Genomic DNA, 15,178 nt, shown 5'->3' with positions numbered 1-15,178 from the left:
GAGTAAAAAATGAATCCGAAAAAAATAAGAAAAGCAGTTATTCCGGCAGCCGGCTTAGGTACAAGAGTTTTACCTGCCACAAAAGCACAACCTAAAGAAATGCTTGCCATAGTTGATAAACCCGCATTACAGTATTTAGTAGAAGAACTCATAGAATCAGGAATAGAGGAAATATTAATAGTAACAGGAAGAAACAAGGTTTCTATTGAAAATCATTTTGATTATTCCTATGAGCTGGAAAAAACTTTGGAAGAAAGTGGGAAAAAAGACTTATTAAAAGTAGTACATGACATTTCAAAAATGTCCAATATTTATTATGTAAGACAGAAAAAACCTTTAGGTCTTGGACATGCTATCGGATGTGCCGAAGCATTTGTGGGAAATGAGCCTTTTGTTGTACTGCTTGGAGATGATGTAATGTATACCGATACTCTTAAAGGACAAATTCCGGTAACAAAACAGCTTATTAATAAATACGAAGAACTAAAAGGCGGTAATATTTTAGGAGTACAGGAAGTACCTAAAGAAAATGTCAATAAATACGGAATTATCAAACCTTTAAGACAAATTGACCCTTTGACAGTCGAAGTCGAGGATTTTATTGAAAAACCTTCAGTTGAAGAAGCTCCGAGTAGACTTGCAGCATTGGGAAGATATGTATTAGAACCCAAAATATTTGAATTTCTAAAAAATACTAAACCCGGAAAAGGTGGAGAAATACAATTAACTGATGCCATACTTGATATGAAAAAATCAGGAGATAAACTATATGCGTATAATTTTGAAGGACTTAGATATGATACAGGGGATAAATTTGGAATGTTTATCGCAAATGTTGAATTTGGATTGAGACATCCTGAATTAAAAGAAAGAGCGAAAGAATATCTGAAAAAACTATGTGAAGAAATAAAATAATATATTTAATTGGATTTAATTTAATATATTTAGACAATTTATAATTATTAAAAATGCAATACTTTCTTATTTGGAAATTTTTTACCAATAAAATCTATTCGGAGAAATAAGATTATGAGAAAAAAATTCAATTTATCACAAAAAAAACGGTCATTTTTTATATTTTTTACTCTATTTCTGTTAGGAAGTCTTTCTATTAATGCAGCAAATATCGCTAAAAAGAAAAATGATAATAACGAAGGATATAAAGAGATATTAAAAGAACTTCAGAATATTAAAGAAAAAGAAAAGAAGATAAATAATCAACTTGAAATGACAAAATGTACCGTTACCACGAAAAGAAAAAGTAAAATGCCTGCCTGTAAAAATGTGGCAGCTTTTTCCCAGAATACTACTTCATATAAAAATAATAAAATACTAAAAGTATATCCATCCAAAGACGAAGATTTATTTGAAACACCTATTACTGCAGAATCAATCACAAAAAATGATAAAGGAAAAATTTCAGATTCAGAAAGTTTCAGTAAGAAAACAAAAGAATATAATGCAAATTATGAATACGAAGTTAATAATGATACAAAAATAGGTGTAGGATTAAACCATAAAGATAAAGAAATAAGACAGCGTATAGGTCAAAGAAATCATAAGAAAAATATTGATGACAACAATATTTCTATAAGTTCTCAATACAAAAAAGATGGAATTATCTATAAAGGAGAAATTGGATATGGAACGGGATATTCTTATAAAAAGGGAATTAAAAACAGTGCTCCTCAAAACAACTATGATTATGTCAGTTCCAAAGGAAATATTTCTTATAAAAAAGATTTAGGAAATAATGCTGAATTTATTCCGTCAATTGAAGTGGAATTAAAAAGTGTCAATGAAAGGACTGCCGTAAAAGACGGAAAAAGCTATATGTCTCGAAATCACTCTGATATAGTAACTTCAGCAGGAGTAAAAGTCCAGCAGGAATACAATGATAAAATCAGTTGGGAAGCAGGAACTGAATATAAGCAGAACCTTAAAAATATGATTACAAATAAAGGGAATTATAACAAAACTTTGAATAATGAAACTTACGAGCATGGAACATTAGTTACCGGAGGAAATATCAAATATCAAAAAGACGATTCGATGACGTATAAATTGGGATACAATTTTGAAAAAAATAAACTCTATAATAATCATGTCATAAATTTTGGTGTTATTTATCAGTTAAAAGATTAGAAATTTTTGGAGGATAATATGCTGATTGGAGGGAACAAAGAAACTAAAAAAATTGATGATTTCTCTATAAATACATTAGAAATACCAAGCATTGTCTTAATGGAGAATGCAGCTGTTTCTTTTATGAAGCATATTGATTTGACTTTCAGTAATTATCTTGTAATATGTGGAAAAGGTAATAATGGCGGAGACGGCTATGCAATAGCAAGACATTTAAACACAGCAGGTAAAAATGTTATAATTTTCTGCATTGACAGTCAGAATATGAGTAATGATTGTAAAACAAATTATGACATATGCAAAAACCTCGGAATAGAGATACATTATGATTTCAAAAATTTAGATAGTTTACTTATTAATTCTGAAATAATAATAGACAGCATTTTCGGAACAGGCTTAAATTCAGAAATAGAAGGTATATACAAAGAAATTATAAAAAAAATAAATCAATATTCATCGAGAACTCCAATATATTCTGTAGATATTCCTTCAGGAATAAACGGAAGCACGGGAGAAGTTATGGGAGTAGCAGTAAAAGCCCATAAGACTGTTTCTTTTGTTACATTTAAAAGAGGATTTCTAAACTTGAAGAATATTGAATTTTTTGGAAATATAAAAGTAGAAAATATAGGAATAAATGAAAATAATTTTTTAAATCTTATAAACGAGTATTATTTAACAGAAAAAGAAATTAAAGAATACATTATCGGACGTAATTTTTTATCCCACAAAGGAGATTTTGGAAAAGTTTTGATTTTTGCAGGAAGTAAGGGCTTTTCAGGAGCTGCTAAAATAACTGTAAATTCATGTGTTAGAAGCGGTGCAGGTTTAGTTACTCTACTTACTTATAATAATATTGCAAGTGAGATAATTACAGGAATATCCGAAGCAATGTCTATAGGTATAAATGTTGAAGAGTTGTCTGTATCTGATTTTAATAAAATTGAAAAACAACTTTTAAATTCTGACGTTATAGGTATAGGTCCGGGCATAGGCAAATCAAAAAATTCACTTTTAATATTTGAAAAATTACTGAACCATGAAAATAATAATAAAGGTAATAAAATAAAAGTCATTATTGATGCTGACGGATTAAATTTATTATCTGAAAACAGAGAACTATTTAATAAAATAAGAGATAGAGCTATTTTAACGCCTCATCTAATGGAATTTTCAAGATTATCAGGTTATACTCCCGATGAGATTGAAAAGAATAAATTTGAGATTTGCAGAGAGTTTGCTTTGTCTAAAAATATAATATTGTTATTAAAAGGGAAAAATACTTTAATAACAGACGGCAAAAAAGTATATATAAACAGTACGGGAAATCCTTATATGGCAAACGGAGGTATGGGAGACTGTCTTACGGGAATAATTACTTCTTTGGCGGGACAGAATTATGATTTAATAGAAAGTGCAAATATAGGAGCATTTTTACATGGATATATTGCGGATGAACTATTTAAAAAGCAATACATAATAAATGCCTCACATATAATAGAAAATATCCCAAAATATATGAAAAAACTATTTTATAAAAAATAATTATTTGTCAATATACAAATAATAAATATGAAATAACTTAAAATTTAATTTATTTAGGAAGTTGAAGAAAATGAGTATAAAACCGATTACAAAAGAATATAAAACTATTGAAGAATTTTTAAAATTTAGAAATATTGACTGTCTAACAGATATTCAGGAATTAAAAGAGAGCAAAAATATAATAATTTTAGGAAATTTTGACGGAATTCATAAGGGACATGGAAAAATATTTGAAGAAGCTGTAAAAAAAGCCCAAAATAAAGGATATAAGACAGTTATTTATACATTTTCAGAATACCCTTCAAAAAAAGAAAACAGAATTACAACTTCATCAGAAAAGCTCGAACTTATTAATAATTTTGATATTGATTATGTTTTTCTTGATGAATTTGAAGAAATAAGAAATTTATCTCCCGAAGAATTTATTGAAAATATTCTTGTTAAAAAACTAAATGCAATAGAAATATATTGCGGATTTAATTTTACTTTCGGAAAAAATAAATCAGGAAATATAGATACTTTGGAGAATATTCTTAAAGAAAAATATAATAATAAAATTATTCTCAATGTTCAAACTCCTGTTCTGGATAGTGAAAATAAGATAATAAGCAGTACAAGAATAAGAGAATATATCAAAGAAACTAATTTAATCAAGGCAAAAGAATTATTAGGACATAACTTTATCATTATGGGAGAAGTTATTCATGGAAAAAAATTAGGAAGAACCTTAGGATTTCCTACGGCAAATCTAACTTTTAGAAATAGAATTTACCCCGGATTTGGAGTATACGGAGTTTACGTTCATATAGAGGGAGAAGACAATATTTATCATGGTATAATGAATATCGGAAAAAATCCTACGGTAAAATTTAATTCTTTGAGTGTAGAAACCCATATATTCGATTTTGATAAAGATATATACGGTAAAATTATTTTGATAGAAGTATTGGAAAAGGTAAGTGATGAGAAAAAAATGAATTCACTGGATGAGCTTATTGAAAAAATCAGAGGTAATGTTAATAACTGGAGAAAAAGAATAAATGAAAAATACCATAATAAATGTGAAAATAGATAATTTTGAAGGGCCGCTTGATCTTCTCATACATTTAATTGAAAAAAAACAGATGAAAATTACTGAAATTAATATTTCTCAAATAATAGATGACTATCTCAATTATATAAAACAGCAAAAAGAAGAAAATCTCAAAATAAAAGTCGAGTTTCTCATTATGGCAACAGACCTTATTGAGATAAAGGCATATTCAATATTAAATAAAGAGAAAAAAGATGAGAAAATAGAAAATCTGGAAAGAAAAATATTGGAATATAAACTTTTTAAAGAAATTTCAGAGCTATTTTCAGAATATGAAAATGAATATAACATTCCATATAAAAGAACAGGAAGTAAAAATATTGAAACTGCTATGATAGAATACGATATTTCAGGACTAACACTGGAAACACTTATGAATAGCTTTAAAGCATTATTGGAAGTGGAAGATAAAGAAAAGATTATATTAAATTTGGAAGAAGAATATTCCACAGAAGATGCAGCAGATGAAATAAGTGAATTAATAGAAACAAAAAATAGGATAGATTTTAGTGTATTGCTGAAAAACAAATTCACAAAATCAAGAATAGTTTCATTATTTTTATGTATCCTTGAAATGTTTAAAAGTGGATATATTGATATAATAAATGAAGGAAAAGAATTTTATATACAAAAATTATCTTCTTAATAGAAAGGCAAAATTTTAATGTTTAAATCAAGTTTTATTGTTATGGCTATAAATATGCTTAGTAGACTACTCGGTCTAATAAGAGAAATGATTATAGGTAGTATGTTTGGAGCTACCGGTTTAACTGATGCGTATGTCAGTGCCACAAAAATACCGAATTTTTTTACAACTTTATTTGGAGAAGGTTCATTAGGAACAGTTTTTATACCTATTTATAATAGAGGAATTGAAGAAAATGGAAAGGATAGGACAAATGATTTTGTATATTCAGTATTGAATCTGATAATAGCATTCACATCTACTTTATCCGTTGTAATGATTGTTTTTTCAAGACAAATATTGAAAATAACTACAGGATTTAATGACCCTCAAAGATTTGAAACGGCTAACAATTTACTAAAAATAGTAGCATTTTATTTTCTTTTTATTGCTCTTTCGGGAGTAGTGTCCTCTCTGCTAAATAACTATAAAAAATTTGCTGTGGCAGCTTCCACAGGTTTGATCTTTAATCTGACTATCATAATAGGGACAATTATTTCAGCTAAAAAGATTGGAATATACGGTTTAGGAGTGTCATATTTATTATCAGGAGTTTTCCAGCTTGGAATGATGTTACCTCAATTCTTTCAAATAATGAAAAGATATAAATTCATATTTAATCTGAAAGATCCTTATGTTATTGAGATGTTCAAACTTATGATACCTACATTAATCGGGATATTTGGCTATCAAATAAATGAAATTGTGGATAACAGATTTGCAACAATGCTTCCCGCGGGAACAGCAAGTGCATTAAATTATGCAAGTAGATTATATTTATTACCAATAGGTGTATTCGCAATATCGTTATCGGTCGTAATTTTCCCGACTTTATCCCAAGCAGTAGTCAAAAATCAGAAAAAAAGAGTAAAAAATACTATTCAAAAAGGTTTAAATATGTTAGCTTTTTTAATTATCCCGTCATCTACGATATTAATGGGATATGCAGAGCAGATAGTAACTCTCGTATATAAAAGAGGAAATTTCTCGGACAAAGGAGTTATAATAACAGCAGGCTCATTAAAATTTTATGCTTTAGGATTGTTATTTTTCTCAACAATTCATCTTCTCACGCGAAGCCACTATGTATATAAGGATAGAACCTTACCTGTTATATCATCATTTGTCGCAATATTTATAAATATCATTCTGGACTTTCTTCTCTATAAGCAGTATAGGCATATAGGATTGACCGTCGCAACATCTTTTTCAGCGATGATAAATTATTTAATATTATTAATATCTCTGAATAAACGGCATATCAAAATAAATAATCTTATTTATCTGAAATTCCTCGTATTATCTCTTGTAATATCTTTAGCATCTTTTTATATATCAAATATGATAAAGGTATCTACATTGGGTAAATTTGGGATTTTAATAAATATAACAGTATTTGGATTATTATATTTAGCAATATGGTCTGTCCCTATAATGTTATCAAAACCGAAAAAATAATATGATTGTATATAAGAATAATTAAATAGTAAAAAATCATCTTAACGATGATTTTTTTTATTAAATCAAACATTATCAAACATCAATAGTAATAAAAAATAAACTTTGCGTCAGTTTATCTTATAATAGAATGAATAGTTTATTTTTAAACTGATACATAGTTTATTCGGTGATTGTGGAAAAGTGGAAATATTATTCGTTATGTATTTTTAAAAAACACACGGTAAATACTTGTTTAAAATAAAAATGATATAAGTTATAAAAAGATAACAAGATTTTTTTTGAAAAAATGTGGATAAGTTATTTGATATTTTTTTAAAATGAGGCAGTTTAATGATAGTGTTTAATAATTTGTTCTGATTTTTAATTATGAGAAGTAAAAGGAGAAAGTGTTTCTGATAATTATAATAATGATTATTATAAACGAGATAGAATTCCTTGAATGTAAAATAAGAAAAATAAGGAAGGGATAATGAGTTATCTTAAAAATGAAAATACAGAAAAATTTCAGAATATATTTATAGAATTAGACTAAAAAAACTGTTTTAAAATATAGAAATAATATAAAATTTTTTTATATTAAAATCTCTATTTCCAAAACAGTTTTTAGGTATTTAAATAATTTTTAGCAATATTCAAAATCCAAAATATCCTTTTTAATATCTTTGATAAGGAATGCAGATAAATCATTTAAATTTGTTTGTGATAGAATAAATAATTTAGATAATATTTTCCCGGTAAATACTTTCTTAATCTGATCAATTTCATTTAATGTGTGATTTTTCAAGAAATTAACAACTTCATCGGCTTTTTGCAGCAAATTATCAGCGGAATTTGAAACCACTTTAAATCTTTTATCTGATATAAATCGTTCATACAAAGTCAAATCTTTATTTATTCTGATTCCCATTTTTTTCTCTTCGGCAGTGGCTTTGGAGAACTGGTCATAAATATCTGCATAAAGCATATCATTCGGACCTTCAAATATAGTAAAAGGTCTAAAATCAATAGCAATATTGCTCATAGGATGTCCGGATTCAAATCCTTTAGCTCCTAACAGTTTCTGTGCTGTCCTTGCAGCTTCATAAGTGTAATCAGTTGAGAGACTTTTTATTATATTAGCCTCCATAAGTTTATCCGACACTGACTTATCAGGCGAAATATTATTACAAGTATAATCATACATAATTTTTGATGCCTCATATCTTTTCTCGATTTCTTTTATTTCCCACTCAACGAATTTTATCTCGTTTTTAGAATATTTCTTTATATTCTTCAGGATATATTCCATAATTCCGTGGGTCATACCTATAAGTTGCAGACGACTTCTTATAAATATATTTTGGAATTCTCTCAAAGAATTTGCTTTAGAGTCAGAAAGTTTTATTAAATATTTCGAAGGAATAGAAGCATCAATTTTATTAACAGCGTACCTTACCGCTTTTAGGCCTTCAGATTTCAATACATCATATTCAATATATTCTTTAGGAACAAATATAAGACTTATCGTTTTTGAAAGTCTCCCATCTTTTTTCTCTTTAGCAGCGACAAGAAGAAAATCACTTTGAGAATTTCCTTGCCAATATTTGGAAGATTTTAGATGTATCGTATTTTCATCAATATATTCATAATATGATTGCATTTCTTTAGCAATGGCAGATCCCGAAGTTTCAGGTTCAGTAATAGCAAGACCTCCTCCTTCGCCTTTAAATATAAGCTCCAAACCTTTAGCAATCTGTTCAGAATTACCAAATTCAGTGAGCGGTTGCAATACTAAAGCTCCCTCAATTCCCGTTCTTAATGTTACAGGAACCCCATAATTTCCTGCAATCCTCAATACTTCTTGAATTTCAAACTGATTAGTTTTTCTCCCTCCTAATTTTTCAGTTAAGAAAGGAAGAAGAAGACCTTGTTTTTTGATGTAAAGCCATTTGTCTTCCGGAAGATAGTTCATCAAATTTATTTTATCAATATTTTCATGAGAAAATATATCATTAAAAGCTTTTTTTATGTTGTTTAGAAACTCATTAGTATTCATCTTTATAAGAGTTTCATCAATAAAGTTCAACATCTATAAACCTCCTAAAATTTATTATATAAAAATGTATAACAAGTGTTATTATAACATAAAGTATAATTTATAACAATATAAAAGCTTATAAAATATATTATTCACATAAAATATTATTTATTATTATTTGGGATTTTATAATCAGATTATTCAATATTTTGAAATTATGATACGATCTAATAAAAGCAAACAAAATAAATTATCTGTAGTTATATTTAACATTTGACAGATAAAGTAGAGTATTAAATATTATCTCTTATCTTAATTTTTTTCTTCAATAAAAAAATGAGAAATACTACAAACTCTATATATCAAAGAATAGGTACAAAAATCATATCTACAAATACAAAAAAAGAACCCCGAAGGGGTTCTTAAAAGGAGTTTATGAAGAAAAAAGTATATTGCTTTTGGTCAATATAAGTATATCGTTTTACAATTAGTTTCCACTTTGGATGATATTTATTTTATATTTGAAATTTGATAGTATTTTAGTAGAAAAGATACAAATAATGGATTGTTGAAGCTGAAAAATATGTAATTATATAGTATGGAATATTTAAGAGGTTATTATATTCCATAATTTTATAGCACAGTATAATATTTTATAATAAATGCGGTTTTTAGATTATTAGATTATCAATTTTAGGAATTTAGAAGTTATTAGAAATAAAAGAAAAAAATAGGAGAACAAATAATTTAATAATATTCATATATAATTTTGCCTATCAAAATTGATTTATATCCATTTTTTCTTAAAAATATAACTTGAAGAAGTGCTTTTTATATCATAAATTATACATAACATATATTATCGGACTTAAAAATAAAAAACAAAAATAATAAAATTTATATCACTATATCAAATATTTCATAAAAATATTCTTAAAACATAAATTTATAAGATTTTCTTTTTATAGTATATATCATTTTATCATTCATTTTATTTATTATTATTTTTTATTTTTTATTCTCATTCATCATTATTATTTATATACTTATAATAAATATTTTTTTGTTTCAAAAACTCTTTATCATCTATAGAAAATGCAGTTAAAATAAATCTTGTATGCCGAATATTTTTTTGACTTGAGACAACAACAAAATAAATTTTATCTCCAATTTTTTTTTGATAAAAATGCTCCTTTTTTGATTTAGACCGTTTGGTCACATAATCAGGGTTTATTAAGGCCATTTCAATAATTTCGAGATCAATATCAGAATGCTTTTTTAAGATATGCTCTTCATATTGATTTTTCTGAAGTACAACTTTTTGATGTAATTTTGCATAAAATTCATATATTTCTATTTTTTTTCCTGTTTTTGTATATCTAATTTTATCTATCAATTCTTTATTCTCCAAATATAATTTTAAAATTTCAGTTAAATATATAATTGTCCGATAATATTTTTAAAAATTTTATATGCTTATATTTTTTAGTAAATTTTATCTGATTTATTTCGTCTTTTATTTTATTTTTTTTTCTATAATTTTTAAAGAAATAATAAAATTATAAAGATAACTCTCAAATTAGACTTTCTTTTATTTTATTCAGTTTTTGGCAGATTTATTTTATATTTTATTATCAATAATCTAATTACTAATATTATAATAAACATTGCTAACATAGTCGGCGTTTTTAGAAATTTAAATTCCACTATAAATATATGGCATACTACTCCTCCAACAAATGATAGAACCGCATATATATCTTCTTTCAATACAATTGGAGTTTCAGTAACGAGCAGATCTCTAATTATTCCTCCGCCTACCCCTGTTAATGTTGCCAAAGTTGCTGTGGTCATTATGTTTAATCCCAGACTTATACTTTTATTTGCTCCGATTAGTGTAAAAGCAGCTAACCCTATTGAGTCAAACACCAGATTTGATGTTATGAGTATTTTATATAATTTTATTTTTCTGTGCCATGTTATTTTTGTAGTATTTTTTATTTTTTTCATAAATTTATATATTATACCTGAGGCTATAATCGAGATATATAGTCCTTCAGGATTTGTCAGTGCATCAGGTATCTGATTTACAAGTACATCTCTCAAAATTCCTCCTCCGGATGCAGTAATTATAGCAAGTAATGCAACTCCAAATATATCGAGTTTATGTTTTATCCCTTTCATTACTCCTGAAGCTGCAAAAGCTATTGTTCCGATATAATTACAAATCATTAGGAATATATCAAATTTCAATTTTTTTTAGGATTTTAAATAAAGAATATGAGAATAAACTTCAGTTAAATTCCTTTCTCCTTTCTGTTTTCTATTTTTCACTTTTTAAAAGAATATTCTGATTTAGTATTTAAAATTTGGAAATTTAAATTTATCATCATTTATTAAATTTCATATAAGTCATATATCAGTTCCTGTGGTATTTTTACTTTCAATTTCCACAAAATAATCATCGGTTTATCGCCATAACTTTTATAATAATCAGCATTCCCAAGATATATAAACGGATTTGTTTTATTTCCGTTCATAAAAGCATATTTTCTTATAAATATATGAACTTTTATCCCTTTTTCCTTATGTTTTATAAACATCTGACCTACACTTGATTCATGAAAAGTTTTAGGCTGACTTATCCATTGAATAATATCGTCAGCATGCAGTGAATTATCATATTTCAAATTTTCCTGAGTAATATGCGACTTATCATTGGTGATAAAAAGACATATATCTTTGTCAGTATTGGCATAGCCCGCACGCCATGTTCCTTTAGGAACTTTAGAATCAAGAAGTATCTGCAAATCTGTTCTCATATATTCTTTATGTGTAATAAGTATATTGTTATTAAATTCCTCAAGATTATTTTTTCTGAATTCGTTTAATCCTAATATAAGGAGCTGATTAAGTCTTTTATCAAATTCCGGGAAAAATTCCGAAAACAGTTTTTCATATTTTTTTGAAATTTGATAACCGTATAGTGTATTTTCCAATATATTATCTTCGGACATTTCTTTAAAAATTCTATTTATGACATATTCTTTTTTAAATTCAGATTTTATATAAAAATATTTTTTATATTCTTCCAGAATGTTTTCATTAGTTATATAATTTATAATTTTTTTATTTAAATTTTGACCTTTAAATTTACGTTCTAAGAAGATTTTTATAATCAAGTAAGTAAAAGGTTCGTTTAAAGTTAATTTTCTTTCCATATAAGTCAAAAATTCGTTTTCCAATATTTCAAGCTCATAATTTTTTTGAAAATTACTATTTTCAAACTGAATTTGAGCCTCATAAAAAGAACCTGCCTTTAAAGTCAGTTCAATAAACAGCTTTATATTTGAATTAAAATCTGAAACACATAAAATTTCATTTTCAGATTTCCCTATTTCGTTTTTATATTCTAAATACAACTCTTTCAATATATTTTTGGAATTAAAGTTAATTTTTTCAATCTTATTTATAATTCTTTCCTGACATATTCTATCAAGCTCAATATAAGAGCCTCCGGGAATATTTGAAAACTGATTTCTAATCTCATCTATTATCTTTTCTTTTTTGTCATATAAATAATTTTTATTATGTATTTCTTCAGAAAAAACTTTAGTAATCAAATAATCCTTTTTATGATTTCCAATAAAATCTATTATAGTAACAAAATCTTTGGTTTTTGATTTTCTCAATCCTCTGCCTATCTGTTGTATAAAAATTGTAGATGATAATGTCGGTCTTAAGAATAAAAGAAGATTTATATCAGGAATATCAATTCCTTCATTTAAAATATCTACAACACATAAAATATTAATCTTTTTATTTTTAAAATCATTTAGAATGTTAGACCGTTCGGTCTTACTTGTTTTTGCAGTTACTGTTTCAGAAATATATCCTTTTTTGTTAAATTCTTTTTTCATATATAATGCATGTTCAATATTCTGACAGAATGCAACAGCACTTAATATTTTTCCGTCATATCCAAATTTTTTAATTTTATCCGTTATATAATTTGTTCTTATTGGCTGCGACAGTTTTTTCAAAAGAATTTTGTCATCATAAACACCGTTTTTATATGGAATTTCATCATAATTAATGGTGTTATCATTGACTCCGAAATAATGAAAAGGAACTATCAAATCTTTTTCCATAGCTTTTTTTAGTCCAATTTCCCCGACTAAATTATAATCACAAAGAGCCAATATATCTTTTCCATCCATTCTTTCAGGAGTTGCTGTAAGTCCTAAAAGAAATTCAGGATTAAAATAATCTATTATTTTTTTATAGCTGTCTGCACTTGCATGATGAAACTCATCAATTATTATATAATCAAATCTATTATTATCAAAATCTTTATAACAATTTCTAAGAGACTGGATTGAAGCAAATATCATATCAAATTCTATTTCTTTTTTTCCATTATATATTTTTCCGAAATCATTTTCAGTTATACCCAATATATTTGAAAAAACTTTTGCAGCATTTTCAAGTAATTCTTCTCTATGAGCGATAAAAAGAAAATTTCGTCCGATAATGTTTTTGCTTTTGAAAAAATATTTTATATCCATTGCCGCCAGATATGTTTTTCCCGTTCCTGTGGCTGCCACTACAAGTCCTTTTTTATATCCTGCATCCCTTGTATCTCTAAGTTTTTCAAGAATTTCTTTCTGCATACTGTTAGGTTCAAAATTTCTTTTTTCAGTCTGTATTTTTTTATAATCAAATGTATTTATGAGACTATTTTTATCCTTATATTTCTCATATTTCTGAATAAAATCTTCTGTCAATTCAATTGCTTCATTACTGTTCCACAGTTTTTCGAACTGTTCTAAAGATTTATTATAAATATCAAGGAAATTACTGTCTGTCAGCTTTACATTCCATTCTTCAGCAGAATATAAAGCACTCTGACTTATATTTGAAGAGCCTATTATACATGTATGATATTTTTCTTTTTGAAAAAGATAAGCTTTTGTATGAAAACTCTCATTGGAATTATTATAAATTCTTACTTTTATATTTTTATAGGATAACAGTTTTTTCAGAGCTTTAGGATCTGTTATGTTTAAATATACGGATGTAATTATCTCTCCTTTTATCCCTTTTTCTTCAAGCTCATCAAAAATACTTATAAGCAGCTGAATTCCCGAATATTTTATAAAACTCACTATAAAATAAAATTTTTTGCAGCTTAAAAGCTCTTTTTTCAAATAAACAAAAAAATTCATAAATTTAGCTTTTTCATTGATAATAAGGGTATTCAACTTATCGTTCGGAATAATGTTTTCATCTATTCTGAGAGGGATTTCCAGTTTTTTTCCTATCTGATTTTCAATATATTCCAGAACATTCTGATAATCATTTTTCTCAATAAACGAAGAAATATTATTGGAAAAATATTCTGAAATTTCAAATTTTAAAATTTCAGAATAATTATCCATATTTATGATTTTTCCATTTTTATTACCTTTTTCAAGTAAAATTCCCATTTACTCACTCCAAATTTATGAATTTATTATTTTATTCAATAGATTATTTATAGCTTAAACTTTAAAATTATACACACGCCAAGATATCGAATTTATATTAGTCATAAAAATGATTATAGAATAAAATATCCTGATTATTATTCTTTATTCAGAAATCCGCTTATTCTCGGTTTTCCAAACGGATTTTTGGACATTTTATAAAATACTCTGAAAGTAATCAGCACATCATACAAACTCTCGTGTAACTGATTTTCATTTATAGGCACATTATAAAATTTAGCACATTCCATTAATTTAGGCCATTTATACGAACCATATTCATTCAATCCTACCCTTACTATATCAATATTTTCTGTCATAGTATCAAACTGATTTTTCAAAGGAAAAGGAATAAAGCTCCTGTCAAACTTTATATTATGAGCAACAAAATGTTTTGTATCCTGACAATATAAATAAAATGAATCCATATCTTCCTTAAATGTAGACGGATAATCCGTGTTTTTCCTTTTCTCGGCAATCACATCATCGGTCAGACCGTTTACATTTATTGCCCCGAAATCTATTGCTTCACCTTCATTTCTAAAATAAAATCTATCGTATTCGGAAACTTTTTCCCAACTGTTCTTTTCAAAGTCATAACTTACTTTTATTGCTGACATTGATAAAACAGAACTTCCTATTTTTCCATTCGTTTCAACATCAAAAAATATTATATTCTTTTTCATAGCAAACCTCTATTTTTT

Annotated in this window: 11 protein-coding genes; 6 read left to right on the top strand and 5 right to left on the bottom strand. The window is 26.3% G+C overall.

The features are described from left to right. Window positions 1-9 precede the first annotated feature (9 nt). The 6 genes from galU (at window position 10) to murJ (ending at window position 6,926) form a co-directional block, all read left to right on the top strand. Window positions 10-915 (top strand): UTP--glucose-1-phosphate uridylyltransferase GalU, encoded by a 906-nt coding sequence (gene galU, locus ACO5J6_RS02865; RefSeq protein ID WP_485641942.1) that lies wholly within the window; start codon window positions 10-12, stop codon window positions 913-915. Between the two features lie 114 nt (window positions 916-1,029). Then, window positions 1,030-2,145, top strand: coding sequence for an autotransporter outer membrane beta-barrel domain-containing protein (locus ACO5J6_RS02860; protein ID WP_485641941.1), 1,116 nt, complete (start codon window positions 1,030-1,032; stop codon window positions 2,143-2,145). A gap of 18 nt (window positions 2,146-2,163) precedes the next feature. Beyond that, on the top strand, window positions 2,164-3,690 hold the full coding sequence (locus tag ACO5J6_RS02855; protein ID WP_485641940.1) for an NAD(P)H-hydrate dehydratase: 1,527 nt from the start codon (window positions 2,164-2,166) through the stop codon (window positions 3,688-3,690). Between the two features lie 70 nt (window positions 3,691-3,760). Next, complete coding sequence (locus tag ACO5J6_RS02850) at window positions 3,761-4,765, top strand: bifunctional riboflavin kinase/FAD synthetase (protein WP_485641939.1); 1,005 nt, start codon at window positions 3,761-3,763, stop codon at window positions 4,763-4,765. Beyond that, a complete protein-coding gene (locus tag ACO5J6_RS02845) occupies window positions 4,731-5,429 on the top strand; it encodes a segregation and condensation protein A (RefSeq protein ID WP_485641938.1) in 699 nt (232 codons plus the stop codon). Before ACO5J6_RS02850 ends, ACO5J6_RS02845 begins: the two co-directional genes overlap by 35 nt. 18 nt (window positions 5,430-5,447) lie before the next feature. Then, window positions 5,448-6,926: a murein biosynthesis integral membrane protein MurJ gene (murJ, locus tag ACO5J6_RS02840; protein WP_485641937.1), complete on the top strand. Its 1,479-nt coding sequence runs from the start codon at window positions 5,448-5,450 to the stop codon at window positions 6,924-6,926. 625 nt (window positions 6,927-7,551) lie between these two features. Here murJ and ACO5J6_RS02835 read toward each other — a convergent pair. From ACO5J6_RS02835 to ACO5J6_RS02815, 5 genes are all read right to left on the bottom strand, one after another. Next, window positions 7,552-8,997 (bottom strand): acyl-CoA dehydrogenase family protein, encoded by a 1,446-nt coding sequence (locus tag ACO5J6_RS02835; RefSeq protein WP_485641936.1) that lies wholly within the window; start codon window positions 8,995-8,997, stop codon window positions 7,552-7,554. A gap of 970 nt (window positions 8,998-9,967) precedes the next feature. Further along, window positions 9,968-10,342, bottom strand: coding sequence for a helicase (locus ACO5J6_RS02830; protein ID WP_485641934.1), 375 nt, complete (start codon window positions 10,340-10,342; stop codon window positions 9,968-9,970). A gap of 200 nt (window positions 10,343-10,542) precedes the next feature. Beyond that, a complete protein-coding gene (locus ACO5J6_RS02825) occupies window positions 10,543-11,178 on the bottom strand; it encodes a trimeric intracellular cation channel family protein (protein ID WP_485641932.1) in 636 nt (211 codons plus the stop codon). Window positions 11,179-11,342: 164 nt separating this feature from the next. After that, window positions 11,343-14,435 carry a DUF3427 domain-containing protein gene (locus ACO5J6_RS02820; protein WP_485641930.1) on the bottom strand — a complete coding sequence of 1,031 codons (3,093 nt, stop codon included), beginning with the start codon at window positions 14,433-14,435 and terminating at the stop codon, window positions 11,343-11,345. Between the two features lie 137 nt (window positions 14,436-14,572). Continuing rightward, window positions 14,573-15,160, bottom strand: coding sequence for a 3'-5' exonuclease (locus ACO5J6_RS02815; protein WP_485641928.1), 588 nt, complete (start codon window positions 15,158-15,160; stop codon window positions 14,573-14,575). Between the last annotated feature and the right edge of the window lie 18 nt (window positions 15,161-15,178).

The organism is Pseudoleptotrichia sp. (assembly GCF_057270515.1).
This window is presented reverse-complemented; position numbering and strand designations above follow the sequence as displayed.